Source organism: Gluconobacter aidae (assembly GCF_009547075.1).
Lineage (GTDB): Bacteria > Pseudomonadota > Alphaproteobacteria > Acetobacterales > Acetobacteraceae > Gluconobacter > Gluconobacter aidae.
The window spans coordinates 18,631-44,183 of the sequence record NZ_WIPH01000002.1; the positions used below are offsets into that span (position 1 = coordinate 18,631).

The following is a 25,553-nucleotide window of genomic DNA, read 5'->3' on the forward strand; positions in this document are numbered from 1 at the left end:
TACCGCAACCGGTTTCCCATTCTATGAAAGTTTTATACCCCGCGGCAACCTGCGAATAGGGGCGCTTTCGTGGCAGACCCATCAATTCGCAGTTCACGGCATCAGAGGCAGGACCCGGACGCGGTCCTCGTCCAGGGTAGCCTGCGCGGCCTGCCCGAGGATCGCGGGATCGATGTCTTCCGTCACGGCATAATACCCGTCGAGGGCCAGCAGTTCGGCCAGCATCCGGCTTGCGAAAATCCGGCTCTGGGACTGTCCGCCCACTCCCGCGATCGCCCGGCCCCGCAACGTTCCGTATACGTGAATGGACCCCGCGGCCACGATCTCCGCGCCGGACGAGACCGATCCAAGGATGATTACGTCGCCCTGCATGTGCTGGATGCTCTGCCCTGAACGGACGGTCTGCTCGATGATGAGTGTCCCGCCACCGGATACCGGCCCCGCCGCGCTGGCAGCAGGATCTTCCGGGATCTCGACTTCCCCGGCCGGGCGGCCACCGTCGAGCGTTTCGGGCCAGTCCCAGTGCGCGACGGCCTGCCAGTGACGGTTTCCCCCCTCGATGCCGATGATCCGTACACCGCGCCTGCGGATATCTTCCAGAAGTGTTGTGAGGTCCGGCGTGGTTTCGCTGACAAGGCTGAGGTCCAGAATGACCGGTTTTCCGGTGAAAAGGCCGCCTGAGCGGGCGATCTGATAGTCGAGACCTTCCAGCCAGAGGGGGAGGGGCGCCTCGGGGGACAGGACGAGCGCCAGGAAGGAGCGGCCGCGCGCACGGATGCGCATGGGGGTGTTCGAAGAGGGTGCGGAAACGGGATCGGGCATCGTGAAAATCGTCGGACCTGTGTCGGGCAGTCGGTGAGGCTCTTGTGAGCGGGTATCGGCTGACTTAGAAAGTGGCAATGCGTATCCTGCATCACCTTCCACTTTCTCCGCAATGCCGTCTCGTGAGGCTTGCCCTCAGCGAGAAGCGACTCCCGTTCGAACCCGTCATCGAGCGGGTCTGGGAACAGCGTGAGGAATTCCTGCATCTCAATCCCGCGGGCGAGGTTCCCGTGCTGGTTGAGGAAAATGGTCTGGCCGTGCCGGGCGGGCGTGTCATCTGCGAATATCTCGAAGACGCCTATCCCGATACACCGCTTCTGGGGCGTACCTTTGCCGACCGCGTCGAGACGCGGCGCCTTGTGGACTGGTTCGACACCCGCTTTGCACAGGAGGTCACCCGCAACCTGCTTGGCGAAAAGGTCGACAAGCGCCAGTTCGGACGCGGCCATCCGGACGGCAATGCGCTGCGGGCCGGCTATGCGAACATGCGCTTTCATCTCGATTATATCGGGTGGCTGGCGGAGACGCGGTCTTGGCTTGCGGGGCCTGCGCTGTCGCTCGCTGATTTCGCGGCCGCGGCCCATCTGTCAGCGCTGGATTTCATCGGGGATGTGAACTGGTCCAAGGCGCCTGCCGCGAAGGACTGGTATGCGCGGGTGAAGTCGCGGCCCTGTTTCCGGGGGCTGCTGTCTGACAAGGTCAGTGGCATCACGCCGCCGGCGCATTACGCCAATCTGGATTTCTGAGAGCCGCCATGATGAACCCCGATGTGATTGTGCTCGGAGCCGGTGCAGCGGGGCTGATGGCTGCGGCGACGGCCGGTCAGAACGGGGCGCGGGTTCTGGTTCTGGATCACGGTCCGGAACCGGGGCGCAAGATCCTGATTTCGGGCGGCGGCCGGTGCAATTTCACGCATCTTGAGACCGGGCCCAACTGTTTCATCTCGCAGAACCGCCATTTCGCGCGTTCCGCACTGGCGCGATACACGCCACAGGATTTTCTCAAGCTGGTGAACCGCTACGGTATTGCCTGGCATGAGAAGGCGCGGGGGCAGCTTTTCTGTGATGGCTCGGCCGGGCAGATCGTGGATATGCTGGTCTCGGAATGCCGGACCGCCGGATGTGAGTTGCGGATGCAGACCCGCATTCTGGATGTGCGGCAGGCGGAGCACGGCTTCATCGTCGTCACGGATGGGGGCGAGATCCGGACCGGGGTGGTGATCCTCGCGACGGGCGGGCTGTCCATTCCCAAGCTCGGAGCGTCCGACCTGTCGTTGCGGCTGGCACGGAAATTTGGTCTGCGGATTGTGTCGCCAGCACCCGCGCTCGTGCCGCTGGTTCTGGCGGATGCCGATCCGGAGCTTGCGGGCGTGTCGCTGCCGATCGTGGCGCGCGTGGGCAAGAAGGGGCCGCGGTTCGAAGACGGGATGGTCTTCACCCATCGCGGGGTTTCAGGCCCCGCGATTTTGCAGATTTCGTCCTATCTTGAAAACGGCGAGGCAGCGCAGATTGATCTTCTGCCGGGGCAGAATGCACTGAATATGCTGCTGAAGGTCAAGAAAGACCGCCCGAAAGCCCTGCCGCCGAGGCTTCTGGAAGCGCTGCCCCAGCGGCTGGCCCGCGTTCTGGCCGTGGGCATGGGGGATACGATGCTGGCGAACCAGCCGGATCGGGCGATCAAGGCGCTGGCCGAGAGGGTGTCGAACTGGCAGCTTCGCCCCGCCGGGACGGAAGGCTATGCCAAGGCGGAAGTCATGCGCGGCGGAATCGATACGCGGGATCTGTCGTCCCAGACGTTCGAAGCCCGGGATGTTCCGGGACTTTATGCGATTGGGGAGGCCGTGGATGTGACGGGCTGGCTGGGTGGCCATAACTTCCAGTGGGCCTGGGCGAGTGGTGTTGCGGCAGGGCAGGCGGCGGCCGGACATCGCTAGTCGCTCTTTGCCACAGGATTGCCATCCTGACGTCCGATCACGCGGCAACCGATAAGGTGGTGATCCGTTTTCCGCTTTTCCAATTCCGGTTTTCTGAAACTGGCCGTTCAAGGACACATCGAAATGTCTCGTTCCGTTTTCCGTCATGTTCTGCGTGCTGCTGCCGGTCTCTCCTTTCTGGGGCTTGGCGCCTGTGTCGGCACGGCGGCTTCCGGTCCCGTCGCGCCGGGCACACCGATCGCGGGGTATGGCTATACCTGCAAGGCGGGGATCTACACCTGCAAGATGCCGACGCAGGTTCCGCTTGGCGCGCCGTGTTCGTGCCCGGGTCTTGGTGCCGCGTCTTACGGGAATATCCATCAGCCGTAAGACAGACGGCATTGGCCCCGTTGTGCTGAGGGGGTAGGACTGCGCCATGCAGGAGAATATTTCCGGAATGGCGCAGTTTTTTCCCTGGATCGTGGCGGCTGTAGCGTTACTGGTCGCATTTCTGGCTGTGCTGCGGGGCGGCAATGGCGGTGGCCGGTTCGAGCGCCTGCTTGAGCGCGAGGCGCAGGAGCGCTCACAGGACGTCGAATATCACCGGGCACATCTGTCGGAAGTCGAGCGCGTCCTGTCGGGGCGACTGGATCAGTTCCGGCTGGAGACCAGCGAGCGGCTGAGTACGCTGGCGCGTAATCTGGGTCAGGATCAGGCCGAAGGGCGGCTCCTGCTGTCCGATGCGCTGCGCGAAATGGCGCAGAACCAGAACGAACAGATCGAACGGATCCGTGCGACCGTGAACGAACAGCTTCATGGCGCTGTCGAAAAGCAGATGCAGACCAGCTTCCAGCGTGTGGTGGAGCAGTTCAGCGCCATGCAGAAGGCGCTGGGCGAGGTTACGAGTGTCACGGCGCAGATCGGGGACCTGAAGCGGCTGTTTTCCAATGTGAAGACGCGGGGAGGCTGGGGCGAAGCGCAGTGCCGGGCCATTCTGGACGATATCCTCCCCGAAGGCAGCTACGATACGAATTTCCGTCTGGGGACGGCCGGGGAGAATGTCGAATTCGCCGTGAAGATGCCGGTGCGTGGGACGGAGGCGCCGCCGCGCCTTGCGATTGACAGCAAGTTCCCGACCGAAGCCTATGAACGGCTGCTGAATGCCGCGGAAGCGGGAGACGCGCTGGCTGAGCGTCAGGCGCGGCGGGAGCTTGAAAACGTCATCCGGTTCGAGGCGAAGAAAATCGCCTCCAAATACATCCTGCCGCCGGTGACGGTCGAATTTGCCGTGCTGTATCTGCCGACGGATGGGCTTTATGCTGAAATTGCCCGGATGCCTGGCGTGATTGACGAGATCGGCCGGTTGTATCGGGTGATGGTGATGGGGCCATCACTGCTGCCGGCGATGCTCCGGACCGTTCATCTGGGATATGTCACGCTGACGCTTGAGGAGCGGACGGAAGCGATCGCCGGGCTTCTGGGGGCGACGCGGCAGGAAATGCTGCGGATGGATCAGGTTCTGGAAAAGCTGCATCGTAACGCCGGGACCATGGGCAACACGATCGAGGAGGCGCGTCGTCGGACGCGTGTGCTCGGGCGGCGGCTGAGGGCTCTGGACGGAACGGCTGATGAAATGGAAGAAGCTCTGGAGGAACCGGCCAGCTCTTGAACACTTTACGCCATTAAGACCGATTTTAATTGGATGACATGGGGACGTGCCTCATGTGAGGATCATGACCATGACGTCCATACAAGAACATGGGGCGCCCGAGCGCACTGTCGGATCCTCTCCCCGGCTTCTGCTGATCGAGGATGACGATAGCATTGCGGCCGAGGTTGCCGAGGAACTCACGACCCGTGGCTATGAGGTCACGCGCGCCGCGACAGGGCGTGAGGGGCTGGATCAAGCCTGCACGGGTCAGTTCGATCTGATGATCGTGGACCGTATGCTGCCGGAACTGGACGGGCTGACCGTTATTGAAAGTGTCCGGGCACAGCGGATCAACATTCCCGTTCTGGTGCTCTCTGCACTTTCGGCGGTGGATGACCGCGTGAGCGGTCTCAAGGCAGGTGGGGATGACTACCTGACCAAACCCTTCGCCATGGAAGAGCTTGCCGCGCGTCTGGAAGCGCTGCTGCGTCGTCCGACGGACAGCCGCGTGACGATGCTCCGGGTCGGCCCGCTTGAAATGGATCTGATCGAGCGCCGGGTGTTCCGTAACGGACAGGAAATCGAGCTTCTGCCGCGCGAGTTCCGTCTGCTGGAATACATGATGCGCCGTCCCGACACCGTGCTGACGCGCACCATGCTGCTTGAGGATGTGTGGAATTACCGGTTCGTTCCGCAGACGAATCTGGTGGATGTCCATATCGGGAAGCTGCGTCGCAAGATCGACGTGCCCGGCGAGCCGCCGCTCATTCACAGCATTCGCGGTGCCGGGTTCAGTCTGCGTGTCCCGGGCTGACCCGCGTCTTTCCGAACTCTTCCGGGCTGATCTTTTCCGAACGGCAACGTTTAGGCTGACCCTGGCCTTTGTCGTGGCGATCATCGCGGGAATGGCGCTGCAGTTCGGGCTCGTTTACGGCCAGATGAGCGGATACGAGCAGCAGCGCTCGACGGATCTGCTCCAGCGTGAGGCCGCGCTGCTGGTTCACGAAACGCCGGCCCAGCTTGAATATGAAGTCCGCGAGCGCAGCAAGACCGATCTGCGCGTGATCCTCAACGGGGCGGCCCTGTTCGACATGAGTCGCAACCGGATTGCGGGTGACATCAAGAAATGGCCGGTCGGGCTTGAGGTCTCGCCCAAGACGCAGCGCCTGTGGGATGCCCCGCCGGGGGATACGCCCTACGAAATGCGGTATCTGGCCGTCGAGGTCGAGGGGGCGAACGGCAACCGCGACCGTATTCTCGTTCTGGCCCGCTCGCTGCACATGGCCAATGAGTTACGTTATATCACCAAGCGCGCGGCGCTGATGTCCGTCGTCCCGGTCGTTGCGTTTGCCCTGATGGCAGGGGTTTTCCTGAGCCACCGCGCACTGGGGCGGATCAAGGACATGCATGAGGCGATTGACCGCATCATGGACGGCGATCTGCATGAACGTCTCCCGACTGGACGGGAGCGCGACGATATCGAGCGGCTGGCGGTCTCGGTCAACCGCATGCTGGACCGCCTGGAACATCTGCTGGACGAGATCCGGGACGTGGGTAATGACATTGCTCATGATCTGCGGACCCCTCTGGCGCGGGTGAAAGCCCGGCTGGAGCGTGTTTCGGCCATCACGAATGATCCGTTGGCGCTCCAGGGGGCGATTGAGCGCGCCACGCTGGATCTTGAACAGTGTTTTTCCGTCATTACGGCCCTGCTGCGGATCGGCGAGATCGAGAATGGTCGCCGCCGGGCGGGATTTGCCATGCTCGATCTGCGTGAATTGATGGTCGGCGTGGTGGATTTGTACGAACCCATCGCCGAGACCGAAGGTGTCATGCTGGAGGTGCTGGATTCGGACGAACCGGTGCCGCTTTTCGGGGACAAGGATCTGCTGAATGAGGTTCTGGCCAATCTCGTGGACAATGCGATCAAGTTTACGCCTGAGCCGGGAACCGTCCGGCTGAGTGCGGGGCAGGCGCCAGACGGGGCGACCTGGCTTCAGGTTGCTGATACGGGAATCGGTATTGCCGAAGACGAGCGCAAGGCCGTTATGGGCCGGTTCTATCGTTCGGATAAAAGTCGCCATGTCCCGGGAAGCGGGCTTGGACTAAGTCTGGTATCGGCGATCCTGCGGCTGCACGGAGCGTCAGTAGATATCGTGTCCACCCATCCCGGTCATACGCTGCCCGGAGCGGTTTTCACTATTCATTTCGCACCACCGGTCTCTGTGTGAAAAAAGGTTGATTGTACCATACTGTGTCAATGTTTTCTGTGTGTCTTGATATTTAAATAGAATTTTCCTTGTCGTCTGGGTCTCGATGGATATGACTCGGATCAATTTGCAAGGGGACGCCCGTTGAGATTGACCGGACCAAGAAGAGCCCCAAGGGGTTGTCTGACCGCATGAATGCTATTGTCGTTACCGCACTGAAGCGGCCTTATACCTTCGTTGTTCTGTCGATCATGATCCTGATCTTCGGAGTCAGGGCCATTGTTTCCACGCCGACGGACGTCTTTCCTTCGATCAAGATCCCGATCGTGGCTGTCATCTGGTCCTATACTGGGCTGATGCCCGATGACATGTCCGGACGTATCGTCTATTATTATGAACGCGCCCTGACAGCGACCGTCAGCAACATCGAACATATTGAAAGCTCGTCCTATTACGGGCGCGGCATCGTGAAGATCTTCTTCCAGCCGGGCACCAATACGGCGGTGGCGCAGACGCAGATCACGTCGGTTTCCCAGACTGTCATCAAGCAGTTGCCGACCGGCGCTACGCCACCACTGATCCTGGCGATGGATGCGTCTTCCGTTCCGGTCCTTACGCTACAGGTCAACAATCCGACCATGTCCGGGTCGGAAATCTACAACATGGCGTCCAACCTGATCCGGCCAGAGCTGATTTCCGTGCCCGGGGCGGCCATTCCCAATCCCTATGGTGGTTTGGCTCCGGATATCATGGTGGATCTTGATCCAGTCAAATTGCTCGCGCATCGCCTGTCACCCGAAGATGTGGCAGCAGCGTTGAACCTGCAAAATATCGTTCTCCCGGCGGGTGACCAGCGGATCGGCCAGCTCGACTGGATGGTAAAGACGAACTCGACGCCTCTTGATCTGGCAGTGTTCAACAAAATGCCAATCAAGCAGGTCGGCAATTCCGTAATCTATCTCCGGGACGTTGCCTGGGTGCATCGCGGTGGGCCGCCACAAATGAATGCCGTGCTCGTGAAGGGGCAGCAGGCGGTACTGATCGTCGTTCTCAAGAGTGGTGATGCATCCACGCTTTCTGTTGTGAGCGGAATCAAGAAGCTCCTCCCGCAGGTCGAGACCACGCTGCCGGCCGGGACGACCGTCAATGTTCTGACCGATGCGTCGAGCTTCGTGAAAGAATCGGTTATGGATGTGGTGCGTGAGATGATCACGGCTGCCATCCTGACCAGTCTGACGGTCATGCTGTTCCTGGGGTCGTGGCGCTCGACAGTCATTGTGGCGACGTCCATTCCACTCGCGATGCTGTGCTCGATTATCGGGTTAAGCATCGCGGGTCAGTCCATCAATGTCATGACATTGGGTGGGCTGGCGTTGGCGGTAGGTATTCTCGTCGATGATGCGACCGTCATGATCGAGAACATCGATGCGCATCTCGAGACCGGAAAGGATCTGGAGGATGCGATCATTGATGCGGCGAACCAGATCGTCATTCCGACTTTCGTGTCCACGACCTGTATCTGCATCGTATGGCTGCCGCTGTTCGAACTGACGGGGATTTCGGGCTGGCTGTTCATGCCGATGGCCGAGGCGATCATCTTCGCCATGATCGCGTCCTTCATCCTGTCGCGGACGCTGGTCCCGACGATGGCGAACTGGATGCTGGCAGCTCAGGTCCGGATGCATCGCGATCCTGAATGGCATAATCGCAAGCTGAGTGTTTTTGGCCGGTTTCAGCAGGGGTTTGAGGCACGCTTCACCAGCTTCCGCGAGCACTACAAATCCATTCTCGAAACCCTGATCTCGATCCGCGGTCGTTTCGTGACGCTGTTCCTGCTCGCGGCTATCTCATCCATGGCATTGCTGCTGTTTATCGGGCAGGATTTCTTTCCCGAGATTAAGTCGGGGACGATTGAGATGCACATGCGTGCCCCAATCGGTACGCGACTTTCAGAGACGGGCAAGATCGTCGGGCTGGTTGAGAGACGAATTCGTAATCTGCTGCCTGGGCAGGTCGTCAATGTTGTGAACAACTGTGGCCTGCCGCGCAGTCAGTTGAACCAGGCCATGATTCCGTCCCCGACCGTTGGAACGCAGGACTGCAATATTACCATCCAGCTCAGGGACGCGGAAAGCCCGATCTCCGAATTCCGGCGGCGGCTGCGCAAGGGGCTGACCAATGATTTCCCGGGGACCATCTTCACGTTCCAGCCGGGCGATTTGACCGCGAAGATCCTGAACTTCGGCCTGCCGTCACCTATTGACGTGCAGGTGGTGGGACGTGATCTGACCGACAACTTCCGCTTTGCTACGCAGCTCGCCAAGAAACTGCGCCATATTCCGGGCATTACGGATGTCTCCATCCAGGAGCCGATGACGCAGCCGACCATCATGGTGAACAACCGCCGAAGCTTTGCACTCGGAACGGGCATCACCGAGCGGGATGTCGCGCTGAATGCGCTGGTCACGCTGTCCGGTAGTGGCCAGGTCGGTCAGACCTATTACCTGAATGCGCAGGGCACATCGCAGCTGATCGACGTTCAGGCGCCTGCGAACTACTTGCAGACCATGAACGATCTGGAAATCCTTCCGATCGACAAGGGGGATGGCAACCCGACCAATCGGACGCCGCAGCTTCTGGGTGGACTGAGTGAGCTGGTACAGACCGGAACACCTGCGGAAATCGCGCATTACAACATCATGCCGGTCTTCGATATCTATGCGGCACCTGAAGACATGGATCTGGGGACAGTCTCGCGTGCGGTGAACCGGATCGTGGATCACGAGCGCAAGCTGCTGCCGCATGGGTCGAGCATGGTGGTCCGCGGTCAGGCCGTGACGATGAATGACGCCTATGTCCAACTGATTGGCGGCCTCGCGCTCTCGATCGTGCTGGTCTATCTGATCATTGTCGTGAACTTCCAGTCCTGGCTCGATCCGTTCGTCATCATCACCGCCCTGCCGGGCGCTCTGGGCGGCATTTCCTGGAGTCTCTTCCTGACACACACCTCAATGTCTGTCCCGGCGTTGACCGGTGCAATCATGTGCATGGGAACGGCTACAGCCAACGCCATTCTCGTGGTGTCGTTCGCCCGTGAGCGGATGGACCATCATGGTGATGCCATTACGGCGGCGCTGGAAGCTGGTTATGAACGTATCCGCCCGGTTCTGATGACGGCGCTGGCGATGATGATCGGTATGATCCCGATGTCCATCAGCAATTCCGACAATGCGCCGCTGGGTAAGGCGGTGATCGGCGGGCTTCTTGTGGCAACTGTTGCCACCCTGCTTTTTGTTCCCTGCGTTTTTGCCCTTATTCATTACAAGCGGCCTGCTGGGCCTGAAGGAGACCGCGCGTGAACCATTCTACGGATCAGGGGCAGGTGCCTCCGGTAAACCATCCGGTACGCGCGGGTTCTGGAGCACGTGGCAAGCTTATTCTGCTGCTGGTGATCCTGGTGGCGATCATACTGGCGGCCTGGGGGATCGTACAGCGGGGAGCGCATTATCATTCCCTGACCAGCGCGACAGAGGACGCGGCCATTCCGCCCGTTACCCTGATTACGCCGCAGCCAGGCCCGAAGACGCGGCAAGTTGATCTGCCAGCCAATCTCGCAGCCTGGTACGAGGCACCGATTTATGCGCAGGTCTCGGGTTATGTGAAGATGTGGTACAAGGACTATGGTGCCCGGGTGAAACGCGGCGATGTTCTGGCTGAAATCAGTACTCCGAGCATCGACGCCCAGTTCGAGGCGGCCAAGGCGCATTACAACGTCATTCTGGCGCGGTACAATCTGGCCCTGATCACGACCAAGCGCTGGACGGCTCTGAAGGGGACGCAGGCCGTGTCACGTCAGGAAGTGGACGTGCAGGCCGCAAATGCCGCTGCCCAGAAAGCCGAACTGGAGGCCGCGCACCATGATGTGGATCGTTTTCAGGCGCTTGAGGACTTCAAGAAGATCGTCGCTCCATTTGACGGAATCGTGACGTCCCGCCTAGTGAATGTGGGCGATTATGTGAATGCGGGCGGTGGGAACGTGAATTCCCGTGGTGCGGCATCCGAGCTGTTTTCGGTGGCTGATATTCACCGGATGCGCGTATTCGTCTCGGTGCCGCAGGATTTCGCGAGTGTCATTTCTCCGAAGATTGAGGCTGAACTCACGGTGCCCCAGTATCCTGGCAGCCGCTTCCGGGCGACATTCCTCGCAACGGCTAACGCCTTCAATGCCGCGACCCGTACGGTTACGACCGAGCTGACGCTGGATAACAGCGATAATCTGCTGTGGCCGAACTCCTATGCGACGGCGCATATTTCGGCCCCGGGCAATCCGAACATCCTGATCCTGCCGGAAGGTGCGATCATCTTCCGGGCCGAAGGGACGCAGGTGGCCAAGGTTATCAATAACCACGCCCATCTGGTGAATGTGAAAGTCGGCATCAACTTTGGCACGACAGTGCAGGTCCTCAGCGGTATTACAAAAGACGACCGTGTGGTTGCCAACCCTACTGCTGATCTGCTGGAAGGGGATGAAGTCAAGATCGTCCCGACCACGCCGGGATACAACACGCCGAGCAAAGCGCAGCAGGATGCGGATCAGCAGCCTGCCCGTCAGCATGATGCAAACCCTGAGGAGGCCGGATCTCGCTGATGAAACCGGAATGTTCCCAGTCGTCCCCGCTCCACTCATCCCCATCCGCCGTGGCTTCTTCCAGATGTAACCGTTCCAGATGGCGAATCACGACGGCGCTGGCCGGCGTGTTTTCAATCGGACTGGCGTCATGTGACCTGTCGCCTGAATATCATCCCCAGAAATTCCTCTACCCCGAAGGATGGGAAGGGAAGGGAATGATGGGCAATGCGCAGCCCGCGGATGGCATTGTCCGCAGTGACTGGTGGACCATGTTCAACGATCCCATTCTCGATGGGCTTGAAAAGCGCATGCTGGCCGTCAATCCCGATCTGCAGGCCGCGGCGGAAGCCTTCACGCAGGCCCGCGATGTGGCCCGCGAGACGGAAAGCCGTCTTTATCCGCAGGTGACCGGCGCGGCCCACATGAGCGACAACAAGGGCTCGCTCGGCCGGTTGTATAACAACCCGGCCACGAGCAGAAGTCTCGTCTATGAGTCCAATCAGGCCTATAGCGGTGCTGCGACCTGGGAGCCGGATTTCTGGAACTCGATCCGTAACACCACGCGGATGCAGAAAAACCTGGCGCAGGCGTCGGCGGCTCAGTACGCGCTGGCCAGGCTGAGTCTGGAAGCGGAACTGGCGTCCGACTACATCGCCCTGCGCGGACTTGATGCCCAGAACGCGGTTTATGATGACTCCATCCGTTACTTCCGTGCCGCGGTCGAGATCACGGAACTGCGTCAGGCAGGTTCGATCGGTGCCGGCCTGGATGTCTCGCGTGCGGAGACCCAGCTCTATTCCGCGCAGGCCGGCAAGAGCAATCTGATCGCCCGACGCAACGTCATGGAGCACGCGATTGCGGTCCTGCTCAACACGGCTCCCGCAGGCTTCCATATCGCGCCCGTCAAGGACGTGAAAATGCATTTCGGGGTCGTGAAGATCAATGAGGGACTTCCTGCGTCGCTTCTTGAGCGCCGCCCGGATATCGCCATTGCCGAGCGGCAGATGGCCGCGTCGGCCCGGGCCATCGGTGTGTCACGTGCCGCGTTCTACCCGCATATCACGTTCAGTGCCGAAGGCGGTTTCGAGGACGGTGGTTTCGATCTCGCCAGCATCTCCCGGGCATTCTGGAAGATCGCGGTTCAGGCGGTCGAGCCGGCCTTTACCGGTGGTCTGCGGCGTGCAGCGCTCCAGCGCTCCTGGTCGCAGTACCGGAGCATGGTGGACAACTACCGGTCCGTCGTCCTGTCCGCGTTCCAGGATGTCGAAGATGGCCTGACGCAGACACGCCAGTTCAAGATCGCACAGGATCAGCAGCAGAAGGCCGTGGATGCGGCGCTGCGCACGCAGAGCATGACCATGGCGCTCTATACGGGCGGCCTGTCGAACTATCTTGATGCTCTTGTGGCCCAGCAGGATGCCCTTCAGGCGCGTCTGGCCGAGGTCGAGGTCCAGACGGCGCAGGTCCAGTCCTCCGTGCGTCTGGTCCGTGCCCTGGGTGGTGGTTGGAGCACCGCTGACCTGCCGGGCATCAAGCAGATCGATCCGTTTGGCCCGCTTCAGTATAACAATCTGCGGACTCCAAAGCCGGTCAATGGCATCGATAACCATGCCAAGCCGCTGGACAATGATCTGCGCGGCGATCGCGTGTCGGAGAATGTCCCGCAAGGCTTGACGGGGCGGCCCTGACTGGTCTAGGGGTCCGCCTCACTTCGAACGCGGGAGGAGGAGGCGTGGCCGACTCCGTTGAACCGCGGTTCGGGAACGACAAACAGGGGAGTCCCGGATATGGCCAAAAAAGTTGTTGGCTACATCAAGCTTCAGATTCCGGCTGGTAAAGCCAATCCTTCTCCGCCGGTTGGTCCGGCTCTGGGTCAGCGCGGCCTGAACATCATGCAGTTCTGCAAGGAGTTCAACGCCAAGACGCAGCAGCTCGAGCCCGGCATGCCGATCCCGGTGGTCATCACCGCCTATGCGGATCGCACGTTCTCCTTCATCACGAAGACGCCGCCGAACACGTACTTCCTGCTGAAGGCCGCCAAGATTTCCAAGGGCAGCCAGACGGTCGGCAAGTCCGCTGCGGTTGGTTCCGTGACGACGGCTCAGCTTCGCGAGATCGCTGAGACGAAGTTCAAGGACATGAACGCCAACGACATTGACGGCGCCGTGCGCATGCTCGCCGGTTCCGCCAAGTCGATGGGCCTGAACGTGGTGGAGGGCTGATATCATGGCCAAGAACAAGCGTCTGACCGCCGCACAGGCAACTGTCGAGCGTAACAAGCCGTATGGTCTGTCCGAGGCCGTCGCTCTGGTGAAGAGCAACGCCAAGGCAAAGTTCGACGAGACGATCGAAATCTCGCTGAACCTCGGCATTGATCCGCGTCATGCTGACCAGATGGTCCGTGGTCTGATCTCCCTGCCGAACGGCACGGGCAAGACCCTTCGCGTTGGCGTTTTCGCCCGCGGCCCGAAGGCTGAAGAAGCCCTGGCGGCCGGTGCGGAAGTTGTCGGTGCGGAAGATCTGGCTGAAAAGATCCAGGCTGGCGAAATCGATTTCGACCGCTGCATCGCAACGCCGGACATGATGGCTCTCGTGGGCCGTCTGGGTAAGATCCTCGGCCCGCGTGGTCTGATGCCGAACCCGCGTCTCGGCACGGTGACCATGGACGTCAAGGGTGCCATCACGGCAGCCAAGTCCGGTCAGGTCGAATACCGCGCCGAGAAGGCCGGTATCATTCATGCCGGCGTCGGCAAGGCTTCCTTCGATGAAGCCAAGCTGGTCGAGAACATCAACGCTCTGGTCGATGCCGTTCAGAAGGCTCGTCCGACGGGTGCCAAGGGTACGTATCTGAAGAAGGCAGCCCTGTCTTCCACGATGGGTCCGGGCGTTCGCGTTGACGTTGCGAGCTTTGAAGCCTGATTGACAGGTGGTCTTCCTTCTGGGAAAGACCACCACGAAATGACGTCACGCCTTCGGGTGCGACGGCTAAGGGGTAGGCCGCTTCGGTGGGCTGCTTCCAAACCTGTCCAAGACCGCACGTGGACCTTCGGGGCCTTAAGGATCTTCCGGGATCGCGGGCGTCAGACGGGGCGACGGTATTTTTGTGGCTCTGCTGCGATGTGCTGGGTTCGCTCACTTCTGTGGACAGGCGAGCGGGACCGCTTCGAAAGAAGCTGGTTCCATGGGTAACCTAGTTCGGTGAAAGCCGGACTGACGAGGAGACAGGTTTTGGACCGTACGGAAAAACGGGCCTTTGTTGAGTTCCTCGCCGATGTGTTTGGCAGCACGTCCATGGTTGTCGTCACCCAGAACAAGGGTCTGACGGTTGCTGATGTGACGGAGCTGCGTCGACGCATTCGTGCGGCAGGGGCGACATACAAGGTTGCGAAGAACCGGCTGGCCAGCCGTGCTCTGGATGGGACCCAATTCGACGGCATCGCGCCGCTGCTCAAGGGACCGACCGCGCTTGCGTGGTCTGAAGACCCGGCATCGGTGGCAAAGGTGATCGTCGAGTTCGCCAAGACGAACGACAAACTGGTGGTGCTTGGTGGTGCCCTCGGTTCCCAGACGCTTGGCGTCGATGGAATCAAGGCCCTTGCCGAGCTGCCGTCGCTGGACGAGCTGCGCGCAAAGCTGGTGGGTATGATCAATACCCCGGCCACGCGTATCGCAGGTGTTGTCCAGGCGCCGGCTGGCCAGCTTGCTCGCGTCTTTGGTGCCTATGCCAAGGCCGGCGAAGCAGAAGCCGCCTGAGAATGAAGGTCTGCGCTGCGGCGTAGGCTTTAACCTGATCAACAGTACATCAATTTAGGATAAGACCATGGCCGATCTGGCAAAGATTGTTGAAGAGCTGTCCGCTCTGACCGTTCTGGAAGCTGCAGAACTCTCCAAGATGCTCGAAGAGAAGTGGGGCGTTTCCGCTGCTGCTCCGGTTGCAGTTGCTGCTGCTGCCGGTGGCGCTGCTGCTGCACCTGCTGAAGAGCAGACCGAATTCACGGTTGTCCTGGCTGACGCCGGCGACAAGAAGATCAACGTGATTAAGGAAGTCCGTGGCATCACGGGCCTGGGTCTGAAGGAAGCCAAGGACCTGGTCGAAGGCGCACCGAAGACCGTCAAGGAAGGCGCGTCCAAGGACGAAGCCGCCAAGATCAAGAAGGCTCTTGAAGACGCCGGCGCCAAGGTCGAAGTCAAGTAATTCACTGACTTCAGACTGCTCCGTTCGCGGAGCAGTCTCTGCCTGGCAGACAGATGGGGCGGGGATCGCATGCGGTTCCCGCCCGATTTGCCGTTGGAGCAAAACAGGTGTATAGTGCGCGGCTCGCCACGTACTGAAAATTTCATAATGGCCGGTCGTTCCGGTCGTCCGCAATGCTGGGGGCAGATTTCCAGCGCCGTTTGCGGGCGACTCGAAGGTCTGGTGCAGAGGGCAGAAGAGATGAACGCGATCACCAAATCGTTCACGGGACGCAAAAGGATCCGCAAAAGTTTCGGGCGTATTCCCGAAATTGCGCCGATGCCCAATTTGATCGACGTGCAGCGCGCCTCCTATGAGGCATTCCTGCAGATGAACGTGAGCCCTGACAGCCGGCAGGATGCCGGGCTTCAGGAAGTCTTCCGTTCGGTTTTTCCGATCAACGATTTTGCGGGTCGCGGTCGTCTGGACTTCATGTCCTACGAATTCGAAGATCCGAAATATGACGTCGAAGAGTGCATTCAGCGCGGTCTGACCTATGCAGCGCCGCTGAAGGTCATTCTCCGTCTGACGACGTGGGACATTGACGAGGATACGGGGTCGCGCTCGATCCACGACATGAAGGAACAGCCGGTTTATATGGGCGACATGCCGCTCATGACCGATAACGGCACCTTCATCATCAATGGTACCGAGCGTGTCATCGTCTCCCAGATGCATCGTAGCCCGGGCGTGTTCTTCGATCACGACAAGGGCAAGACGCATTCTTCGGGCAAATACCTCTTTGCTGCCCGCGTCATTCCGTATCGTGGTTCCTGGCTCGATTTTGAGTTCGACGCCAAGGACCTGATCTATGTCCGCATCGACCGCAAGCGCAAGCTGCCGGTCACCACGCTTCTTTATGCGCTTGAGGGGGCAAACTACCTCGCTCAGCGTGAGCAGAAGATTGCGGAAGGTGGCGATGTCGAGGGGCTCGACATTCGTGGTATGGATCAGGATGAAATCCTGTCCTACTTCTACGAGGCTGTGCCGTTCACCCGTCTGGGTGGCGAATGGGCGCGTCCGTTCGATCCGGATGCATTCCGTGGTCTGAAGTTGCTCAGCCCGCTGGTGGATGCTGATACAGGTGAAGTGGTCGCCGAGGCTGATGCCAAGCTGACAGCGCGTATGGTCCGCAAGATCGCGGAAAAGACCCGTGTCGTGCAGGTCGGTCGCCTCGATATTCTTGGGCGCTTCCTGGCCTATGACCTCGTGAACGAGAACACGGGCGAGATCTACGGCGAAGCTGGCGAAGAACTGACGGAAGATCGCCTTGCCGCGCTTGAGGAAATGGGGATCACGGAACTGCCGCTGCTGTCCGTTGACGGTTCGCACGGACCCTGGATCCGTAACACGCTGGCTGCCGACAAGAACAGCTGCCGTGACGAAGCCCTGATCGATATTTACCGCATCATGCGTCCAGGTGAGCCGCCGACCAAGGAAACGGCGGAAGCCATGTTCCATGGCCTGTTCTTTGACCAGAGCCGCTATGATCTGTCTGCTGTCGGCCGTGTGAAAATGAACATGCGTCTGGATGTCGATGCTCCGGATACACTTCGTGTCCTGCGCAAGGAAGATATCCTGCGGACGATCAAGATCATGGTCGATCTCAAGGACGGCCGTGGGCAGATCGACGATATCGACAATCTCGGCAACCGTCGTGTCCGCTCTGTCGGCGAACTGATGGAAAACCAGTATCGCGTCGGTCTGCTGCGTATGGAGCGCGCCATCCGCGAGCGTATGGGTTCCGTCGACATCGATACGGTGATGCCGCATGATCTCATCAATGCGAAGCCGGCTGCCGCTGCTGTGCGTGAGTTCTTCGGCTCCTCGCAGCTCAGCCAGTTCATGGATCAGACGAACCCGCTTTCCGAAGTGACGCACAAGCGTCGTCTTTCGGCGCTTGGCCCGGGCGGTCTGACCCGCGAGCGTGCAGGCTTCGAAGTCCGTGATGTTCATCCGACGCATTACGGCCGTATCTGCCCGATCGAGACGCCGGAAGGCCCGAACATCGGTCTGATCAACTCGCTGTCGACCTATGCCAAGGTGAACAAGTACGGCTTTATCGAGACGCCGTATCGTCTGGTGGAAGAAGGCGTTCTTCAGGATGGCTGGAAATATCTTTCCGCCATGGAAGAAGAAAAGCTGGTCGTTGCCCAGGCCGATGCCAGGCAGGACGATCAGGGGCGTCTGACGGAGGAGCTGGTTTCCGTTCGCCGTTCGGGTGACTTCCGCGTTGTTCCGCCGGATCAGGTCACGGCCTGTGACGTTTCGCCGAAGCAGCTTGTGTCCGTTGCCGCCGCGCTCATTCCGTTCCTTGAGAACGATGACGCCAACCGTGCGCTGATGGGCGCGAACATGCAGCGTCAGGCCGTGCCGCTGGTGAAGGCTGACGCCCCGCTGGTCGGTACCGGCATGGAAGCTGCTGTTGCGCATGACTCCGGTGCGACCATCGTTGCCAAGCGTCGTGGTGTCATCGACCAGATCGATGGTGCCCGTATCGTGGTACGTGCCACGGACGAGGCTGGTGCCACGCAGGGTGTGGATATCTACCGTCTGCGCAAATACATGCGCTCCAACCAGTCCACATGCATCAACCAGCGTCCGTTGGTGAAGGTCGGCGATACGGTTCATGCCGGCGACATCATTGCTGATGGTCCCTCCACTGAGCTCGGTGAACTGGCTCTGGGCCGTAACGTACTCGTCGCGTTCATGCCCTGGAACGGTTACAACTTCGAAGACTCCATTCTGATCTCCGAGCGTATTGCCCGTGATGACGTCTTTACTTCGATTCATATTGAAGAGTTTGAAGTCATGGCTCGTGATACGAAGCTGGGTCAGGAAGAAATCACGCGTGACATTCCGAACGTCGGTGAGGAGGCCCTGCGTAACCTCGACGAGGCCGGTATCGTGTATGTCGGCGCCGAAGTGAATCCAGGCGATATTCTGGTCGGTAAGGTGACGCCGAAGGGCGAAAGCCCGATGACGCCGGAAGAAAAACTTCTGCGCGCCATTTTCGGCGAAAAGGCTTCCGACGTTCGCGACACGTCTCTGAAGCTGCCGCCCGGTACGACGGGCACGATTGTCGACGTTCGCGTCTTCTCCCGCCGTGGCGTGGATAAGGACGAGCGTGCGATGGCCATCGAACGCGCCGAAATCGAGCGTCTCACCAAGGACCGCGACGACGAACGTGGTATTCAGGAGCGCAGCTTCTACAACCGTCTGCGTGAGCGTCTGATTGGTCAGACGGCCGGTGTTGGCTTCAAGGGCATCCGCTCGGGTACGCCGATTACGGAAGAGGTTCTGGACGAGCATCATCGGACAACTTGGGCTACCATCACGGTCACGTCCGATGAGGTCATGGCGGAGCTTGAAAAGCTGCGTGGCGAGTTCAAGGAAGCGACCCGCCGGATCGATGCGCGTTTCGACAGCAAGGTCGAGAAGCTGCAGCGGGGTGACGAACTGCCGCCTGGCGTGATGAAGATGGTCAAGGTCTTCGTCGCCGTGAAGCGCAAGCTTCAGCCGGGTGACAAGATGGCTGGCCGTCACGGTAACAAGGGTGTCGTCTCCCGTGTTGTTCCGGTCGAGGACATGCCGTTCCTTGAGAATGGCCAGGCCGTCGACATCGTGCTGAACCCGCTGGGTGTGCCGTCGCGCATGAACATCGGTCAGATCCTCGAGACCCATCTGGGCTGGGCCTGTGCGAATATCGGCGCAAGCATCGGCGATATGGTGGACGAGTATCAGCGGACCGGTGAACGCAAGCAGGAGCTTCTGGATCGCCTGCACGAAGTCTATGGTGATGCGATCTTCAATGACGATGTCGCGACCCTGCCGAACGAGCAGCTGATTGAGCTTGCGAACAACCTTCGCAAGGGTCTGCCGATCGCAACGCCGGTGTTCGACGGTGCCTCCATCCCGGACATCGAAGAGATGCTCGAGAAGGCCGGTGTCAACAAGTCGGGCCAGTCGCAGCTGATCGATGGTCGTACGGGTGAGCCGTTCGAGCGTCAGACGACGGTTGGCTATATCTACATGCTGAAGCTGCATCACCTTGTCGACGACAAGATCCATGCCCGTTCGATCGGTCCTTACTCGCTCGTCACGCAGCAGCCGCTGGGTGGTAAGGCGCAGTTCGGCGGTCAGCGCTTCGGTGAAATGGAAGTCTGGGCCCTTGAGGCATATGGTGCAGCATACACGCTGCAGGAAATGCTGACGGTGAAGTCGGATGACGTGTCCGGCCGTACCAAGGTCTATGAGGCAATCGTTCGCGAACAGGACGATTTCGAAGCCGGTATTCCGGAGAGCTTCAATGTTCTGATCAAGGAACTGAAGTCGCTCGGCCTGAATGTCGAACTCGAGCAGAGCGGGCTTTAATTGTCCGCTCCTTCCTTCTCGTTACGGTTCATTTTTAAGGTGTCCGCGGTACGCCGCGGAACACATTGGGGTTTCGGCGCATGAACGAACTCATGAAGATCCTGGGTCAGACCGGCCAGTCGGTGACCTTCGACCAGATCAAGATCCAGCTCGCGTCCAGCGAGCAGGTGCGGTCATGGTCTTACGGCGAAATCAAGAAGCCGGAGACAATCAACTACCGTACGTTCAAGCCTGAGCGTGACGGTCTGTTCTGTGCGCGTATCTTTGGCCCGATCAAGGATTACGAGTGCCTCTGCGGCAAGTACAAGCGGATGAAGTTCCGCGGTATTGTCTGCGAAAAGTGCGGTGTGGAAGTCACGCTGGCCAAAGTGCGTCGTGAGCGCATGGGCCATATCGAACTGGCTTCCCCGGTTGCCCATATCTGGTTCCTGAAGTCCCTGCCGAGCCGCATCGCCACGATGCTGGATCTGCCGCTCAAGGACGTCGAGCCGGTTCTGTACTTCGAGAAATTCCTGGTGCTCGACAAGGGCGTCTGTGAATCCGACCAGATCGATTCCTACAAGAATGGCAAGAAGCGCGATCAGTACCTGCTGGACGAAATCCGCTGCGAAGACCTGCTGGATGAATATCCGGATGCCGGTATCGATGTCGGAATCGGTGCGGAAGCCATCAAGCGCGCGCTGTCCAGCTATGACTGGGGTATTCCGAACGACCAGGAGCGTGAGCTGAGCCTCGCGGCGAAGGAAAAGGGCCTGCCCGATCCGTTCGACTATGACGCTGATGTCATGGAAGGCGATTCCGAGAAGACCATGATGCGCAAGAAGCTGCGCAAGGCAACCTCGGAAGCCGCGCGCAAGAAGCTCGTCAAGCGCCTGAAGCTGGTCGAAGCCTTCGTGGAAAGCGGCTCGCGCCCGGACTGGATGATCATGGACATCGTGCCGGTCATTCCGCCGGAACTGCGTCCGCTGGTGCCGCTGGATGGCGGTCGTTTCGCGACGTCCGATCTGAACGACCTGTATCGCCGCGTCATCAACCGTAACAACCGTTTGAAGCGGCTGATTGAGCTGCGTGCGCCTGACATCATTGTCCGCAACGAAAAGCGCATGCTGCAGGAAGCCGTTGACGCCCTGTTCGACAATGGCCGTCGTGGTCGCGCCATCACGGGTGCCAACAAGCGTCCGCTGAAGTCGCTGTCCGATATGCTGAAGGGCAAGCAGGGCCGCTTCCGTCAGAACCTGCTCGGAAAGCGCGTCGACTATTCCGGCCGTTCGGTCATCGTGGTTGGTCCGGAACTGAAGCTGCATCAGTGTGGTCTTCCGAAGAAGATGGCGCTCGAACTGTTCAAGCCGTTCATCTACTCGAAGCTCGAGAAGTACGGTCACGCGACCACCATCAAGGCTGCAAAGCGCATGGTGGAGAAGGAGCGTCCGGAAGTCTGGGATATCCTCGAAGAGGTGATCCGCGAGCATCCGGTCATGCTGAACCGGGCGCCGACGCTTCACCGTCTGGGGATTCAGGCGTTCGAGCCGACGCTGATCGAGGGCAAGGCCATCCAGCTTCATCCGCTGGTCTGCACCGCGTTCAACGCCGACTTCGACGGTGACCAGATGGCCGTTCACGTGCCGCTGTCGCTTGAGGCCCAGCTTGAAGCCCGCGTACTGATGATGTCCACGAACAACATCCTCAGCCCCGCGAATGGCAAGCCGATCATCGTGCCGTCCCAGGATATCGTTCTGGGTCTGTATTATCTGAGCCTTGAAGTTCCGGAATACCGGGAAACACCGGATGAAGCGGTCATCAAGGACGGGAAGGTGGTTACGGCTGCTCCCCCAGCCTATTCTGACGTCGCCGAGATCGAGAATGCCATGCTTTCGGGTTCCCTGAAGCTGCATGACAAGATCCGTCTGCGTCTGCCGACGATCGATGCAGAGGGCAAGTCGGTCCGCCAGACGATCGTGACGACGCCGGGTCGTGCGTTGATTGCGCAGATCCTGCCGAAGCATCAGGCTATCCCGTTCAGCCTGATCAACAAGCAGTTGACGAAGAAGAACGTGTCTGACGTGATCGACACGGTCTATCGTCACTGTGGGCAGAAGGAAGCCGTGATCTTCTGTGACCGCCTGATGGGGCTTGGTTTCCGTCATGCGGCTCGCGCAGGCATTTCCTTCGGCAAGGATGACATGATCATTCCGGAAGCCAAGGCAACGCTGGTCGGCAAGACTTCGGAAGAGGTCAAGGAGTTCGAGCAGCAGTATCAGGACGGTCTGATCACGGCTGGCGAGCGCTACAACAAGGTGGTCGATGCCTGGTCACGCTGCACGGACGAAGTCCAGGCCGCGATGCTCAAGGAAATCTCCAAGCAGGTCATCGGCAAGCCGACGAACTCGGTCTGGATGATGAGCCATTCCGGTGCCCGTGGGTCGCCGGCCCAGATGAAGCAGCTCGCCGGTATGCGCGGCCTGATGGTGAAGCCTTCGGGCGAAATCATCGAACAGCCGATCATCGCGAACTTCAAGGAAGGTCTCTCGGTTCTCGATTACTTCACGTCCAGCCACGGTGCCCGTAAGGGTCTCGCGGATACGGCGCTGAAGACCGCGAACTCGGGTTATCTGACGCGTCGTCTCGTCGACGTGGCGCAGGACTGCATCATCGTCGAGCCGGATTGCGGCACGGAACGCGGCCTGACGGTCCGTGCGGTCATGGATAGCGGCGAGGTCGTCGCTTCCCTGTCCGAGCGTATTCTGGGTCGTACCCTCTCCAAGGATGTGATCCATCCGGTGACGCAGGATGTCATTCTGCCGCGCAACACGCTGATCGAGGAAGCCGAGGCCGAGCTCATCGAGAAGGCTGGCGTGGAAAGCGTCGATATCCGCTCTGTCCTGACGTGTGACAGCCGCGTCGGTATCTGCGCTCACTGCTATGGCCGTGATCTGGCCCGCGGTACACCGGTCAATATCGGTGAGGCTGTCGGTGTTATCGCTGCCCAGTCCATCGGTGAGCCGGGCACCCAGCTGACGATGCGTACCTTCCATATCGGTGGTGCGGCGACGCGTGGCGCCGAGCAGTCCATGGTCGAGGCGTCCCGCGACGGTATCGTGACGATCAAGAACCGTAACGTCGTCGAGAACTCTCAGAAGGTTCTGGTCGTGATGTCGCGTAATTGCGAGATCCTGCTGACCGACGAAAACGGTGTGGAACGTGCCCGCTATCGTGTGCCTTACGGTGCACGTCTGATGGTCTCGGAAGGTGAAGCGGTGACGCGGACCCAGAAGATGGCCGAGTGGGACCCGTACACCCTGCCGATCATCACCGAGCAGGCTGGTACCGTCGAATATCTCGATCTGATCGACAGCATCACGCTCGTTGAGCGCATGGATGAAGTCACGGGTCTGAGCTCGAAGGTCGTCGTTGATTACAAGCAGGCCGCCAAGGGTGTGGATCTGCGTCCGCGCCTGCAGCTCAAGGATGCTTCCGGCAACGTCGTCAAGCTCGCCAATGGCAATGACGCCCGCTACTTCCTCTCTCCGGACAGTATCCTGTCGGTGGAGAACGGAGCCGAGGTCAATGCCGGTGACGTGCTGGCCCGTATTCCTCGCGAAGGGTCCAAGACGCGTGACATTACGGGTGGTCTGCCGCGTGTGGCGGAACTGTTCGAGGCACGTCGTCCGAAGGATCATGCGATCATCGCCGAAGGCGAGGGCCGTATCGAATTCGGAAAGGACTACAAATCCAAGCGCTGCGTCATCGTCAAGAACGACGATACGGGTGAAGAGACGCAGTACCTCATTCCGAAGGGCAAGCACGTTTCCGTTCAGGAAGGCGACTTTGTCCAGAAGGGTGATCCGCTGGTCGACGGTCCGCGCGTGCCGCATGACATTCTCAAGGTCATGGGCGTCGAGGCTCTGTCCGACTATCTCGTCAACGAGATCCAGGACGTCTATCGACTGCAGGGCGTGAAGATCAATGACAAGCACATCGAAGTCATTGTCCGTCAGATGCTGCAGAAGGTGGAGATTCTCGAGCCGGGTGATTCGACCTACCTGATCGGCGAGACGGTGGATCGTATCGAGTATGAGGGCGAAAACCAGCGTCTCATGGAGAACGGGGATACACCTGCAAAGGCCATGCCGGTTCTGCAGGGCATCACCAAGGCGTCCCTGCAGACACAGTCCTTCATCTCGGCGGCTTCCTTCCAGGAGACCACACGTGTCCTGACGGATGCGGCGACGTCGGGCAAGGTGGATACCCTCAACGGCCTGAAGGAGAACGTGATTGTCGGGCGTCTGATCCCGGCAGGAACGGGCAGTGTGATGAACCGTCTGCGGGGCATCGCTGCCAGCCAGGATCGTCAGCGTGTCGGTGGAACGTCTCCGAAGGCCGTCGAAGACGCAGCGGAATGAGAAAGGGATCCCCGCTTTTGAATGAGGCGGGGATCCGGTGCGCCCGATTCCGGAAACTTTCTTTGCAGAATCGGGCCATTTCGGCTGAACCACTTGACTTGGCGTCGAACCCTTCGTAGGTTCCGCGCCCTCGGCTACTGCCTTCCCGGAAGGCTGAAAAAGCCGACGAAGTTTAAAGAATCGCATGCGGTGCCGCTATTCTCTCAGGAGAAAATGCCAAGGCCGCACGCTAAAGAGAGAAGGGAACAGTTCAGGCTGTTTCCTTTTCACGATGTGGAAATGGCAGGCGGTCCTACCGCATGTCGGTTGGAACAAATGTCACGACAGAAACAGTAATGTTGCTGTCTGAAATAGGACAAGGATTGGGAAGGGCGCATGCCGACCATCAACCAGTTGATCGCGAACGGCCGTGAGCCGGCCGCAAAGCGGAACAAGGTCCCCGCACTGCAGGGCTGCCCGCAGAAGCGCGGCGTTTGCACGCGTGTGTATACCGTAACGCCGAAGAAGCCGAACTCCGCTCTGCGTAAGGTCGCCAAAGTGCGTCTGACCAACGGGTATGAGGTCGTGAGCTACATTCCGGGTGAAGGCCACAACCTTCAGGAACACAGTGTTGTTCTGATCCGTGGTGGCCGCGTGAAGGATCTTCCTGGCGTCCGTTATCACATCCTGCGTGGTGTGCTTGATACACAGGGTCTCGCCAAGCGTCGTCAGCGTCGTTCGCTGTATGGCGCGAAGCGTCCGAAGTAAGAGGTATTTGGAATGAGTCGCCGTCACCGCGCTGTAAAGCGCGAGATCCTTCCCGATCCGAAGTTCGGAGACGTCGTCATTACGCGCTTCATGAATGCGCTGATGTACGATGGTAAGAAATCCACTGCCGAAGGCATCGTTTATGGTGCTCTCGAAGTCATGCGCCGCCGCGGCGGCGCGACTGCAGATCCGGTGGCCATGTTCCACTCGGCTCTGGACAACGTGAAGCCTGCGGTTGAAGTCCGCTCGCGTCGCGTCGGTGGCGCAACCTATCAGGTTCCGGTTGAAGTCCGCGCCGAGCGCCGTCAGGCTCTCGCGATCCGCTGGCTGATCGATGCCTCCCGCAAGCGTGGCGAGAACACGATGCAGGAGCGTCTGTCCAACGAACTGATGGATGCGGTCAACAACCGTGGCTCCGCTGTCAAGAAGCGCGAAGACACGCACCGCATGGCTGAAGCCAATAAGGCATTCAGCCACTATCGCTGGTAATCAGAACCGGTTAAAGGGCTTCCGGCAGTGTGTCGATCTCAGGATCGTGCACTGACTGGTTTGAACTTTCAGTCTTACTCCCGT

18 protein-coding genes are annotated in these 25,553 nt (G+C 59.8%); 17 read left to right on the forward strand and 1 reads right to left on the reverse strand.

All coding sequences use genetic code 11. From position 1 onward, the window contains the following. Positions 1 to 93: 93 nt before the first annotated feature. Entirely contained in the window at positions 94 to 822 is a 729-nt protein-coding gene (gene minC / locus GFJ39_RS01285; RefSeq protein WP_153429361.1) for a septum site-determining protein MinC, read from the reverse strand. 77 nt (positions 823 to 899) lie between these two features. Here minC and fzlA point away from each other — a divergent pair, with 77 nt between their 5' ends. The 17 genes from fzlA (at position 900) to rpsG (ending at position 25,469) form a co-directional block, all read left to right on the forward strand. Next, positions 900 to 1,568 (forward strand): FtsZ-binding protein FzlA, encoded by a 669-nt coding sequence (gene fzlA / locus GFJ39_RS01290; RefSeq protein WP_041110865.1) that lies wholly within the window; start codon positions 900 to 902, stop codon positions 1,566 to 1,568. 11 nt (positions 1,569 to 1,579) lie between these two features. Continuing rightward, a complete protein-coding gene (locus GFJ39_RS01295; RefSeq protein WP_153429363.1) occupies positions 1,580 to 2,755 on the forward strand; it encodes a BaiN/RdsA family NAD(P)/FAD-dependent oxidoreductase in 1,176 nt (391 codons plus the stop codon). A gap of 123 nt (positions 2,756 to 2,878) precedes the next feature. Continuing rightward, a complete protein-coding gene (locus GFJ39_RS01300; protein ID WP_024717246.1) occupies positions 2,879 to 3,124 on the forward strand; it encodes a hypothetical protein in 246 nt (81 codons plus the stop codon). Positions 3,125 to 3,170: 46 nt separating this feature from the next. Then, a complete protein-coding gene (locus tag GFJ39_RS01305; RefSeq protein WP_153429222.1) occupies positions 3,171 to 4,403 on the forward strand; it encodes a DNA recombination protein RmuC in 1,233 nt (410 codons plus the stop codon). Between the two features lie 70 nt (positions 4,404 to 4,473). Beyond that, positions 4,474 to 5,199, forward strand: coding sequence for a response regulator transcription factor (locus GFJ39_RS01310; protein ID WP_407645848.1), 726 nt, complete (start codon positions 4,474 to 4,476; stop codon positions 5,197 to 5,199). Further along, complete coding sequence (locus GFJ39_RS01315; protein ID WP_325062775.1) at positions 5,186 to 6,616, forward strand: sensor histidine kinase; 1,431 nt, start codon at positions 5,186 to 5,188, stop codon at positions 6,614 to 6,616. Before GFJ39_RS01310 ends, GFJ39_RS01315 begins: the two co-directional genes overlap by 14 nt. A gap of 170 nt (positions 6,617 to 6,786) precedes the next feature. Next, positions 6,787 to 9,954 (forward strand): efflux RND transporter permease subunit, encoded by a 3,168-nt coding sequence (locus GFJ39_RS01320; protein ID WP_153429224.1) that lies wholly within the window; start codon positions 6,787 to 6,789, stop codon positions 9,952 to 9,954. Further along, positions 9,951 to 11,243, forward strand: coding sequence for an efflux RND transporter periplasmic adaptor subunit (locus tag GFJ39_RS01325; RefSeq protein WP_325062776.1), 1,293 nt, complete (start codon positions 9,951 to 9,953; stop codon positions 11,241 to 11,243). Before GFJ39_RS01320 ends, GFJ39_RS01325 begins: the two co-directional genes overlap by 4 nt. After that, positions 11,243 to 12,913 (forward strand): efflux transporter outer membrane subunit, encoded by a 1,671-nt coding sequence (locus GFJ39_RS01330; protein WP_228391733.1) that lies wholly within the window; start codon positions 11,243 to 11,245, stop codon positions 12,911 to 12,913. Before GFJ39_RS01325 ends, GFJ39_RS01330 begins: the two co-directional genes overlap by 1 nt. A 99-nt stretch (positions 12,914 to 13,012) precedes the next feature. Further along, a complete protein-coding gene (gene rplK, locus GFJ39_RS01335; protein ID WP_008852418.1) occupies positions 13,013 to 13,447 on the forward strand; it encodes a 50S ribosomal protein L11 in 435 nt (144 codons plus the stop codon). A 4-nt stretch (positions 13,448 to 13,451) separates the two neighbouring features. After that, positions 13,452 to 14,144: a 50S ribosomal protein L1 gene (gene rplA / locus GFJ39_RS01340; protein ID WP_011251974.1), complete on the forward strand. Its 693-nt coding sequence runs from the start codon at positions 13,452 to 13,454 to the stop codon at positions 14,142 to 14,144. 309 nt (positions 14,145 to 14,453) lie between these two features. Next, positions 14,454 to 14,978, forward strand: a complete 525-nt coding sequence (gene rplJ, locus GFJ39_RS01345; protein ID WP_041110860.1) for a 50S ribosomal protein L10 — start codon at positions 14,454 to 14,456, stop codon at positions 14,976 to 14,978. Positions 14,979 to 15,045: 67 nt separating this feature from the next. Beyond that, complete coding sequence (gene rplL / locus GFJ39_RS01350) at positions 15,046 to 15,420, forward strand: 50S ribosomal protein L7/L12 (RefSeq protein WP_041110858.1); 375 nt, start codon at positions 15,046 to 15,048, stop codon at positions 15,418 to 15,420. 240 nt (positions 15,421 to 15,660) lie between these two features. Then, positions 15,661 to 19,833, forward strand: coding sequence for a DNA-directed RNA polymerase subunit beta (gene rpoB, locus GFJ39_RS01355; RefSeq protein WP_153429370.1), 4,173 nt, complete (start codon positions 15,661 to 15,663; stop codon positions 19,831 to 19,833). Positions 19,834 to 19,913: 80 nt separating this feature from the next. After that, positions 19,914 to 24,233, forward strand: a complete 4,320-nt coding sequence (gene rpoC, locus GFJ39_RS01360) for a DNA-directed RNA polymerase subunit beta' (RefSeq protein WP_153429225.1) — start codon at positions 19,914 to 19,916, stop codon at positions 24,231 to 24,233. A 375-nt stretch (positions 24,234 to 24,608) separates the two neighbouring features. Continuing rightward, the gene (gene rpsL, locus GFJ39_RS01365) at positions 24,609 to 24,980 is read left to right on the forward strand and encodes a 30S ribosomal protein S12 (protein ID WP_011251969.1); all 372 of its coding nucleotides are present in this window, start codon (positions 24,609 to 24,611) and stop codon (positions 24,978 to 24,980) included. Positions 24,981 to 24,992: 12 nt separating this feature from the next. Then, positions 24,993 to 25,469 carry a 30S ribosomal protein S7 gene (gene rpsG, locus GFJ39_RS01370; protein ID WP_153429226.1) on the forward strand — a complete coding sequence of 159 codons (477 nt, stop codon included), beginning with the start codon at positions 24,993 to 24,995 and terminating at the stop codon, positions 25,467 to 25,469. The last annotated feature ends 84 nt before the right edge of the window (positions 25,470 to 25,553 follow it).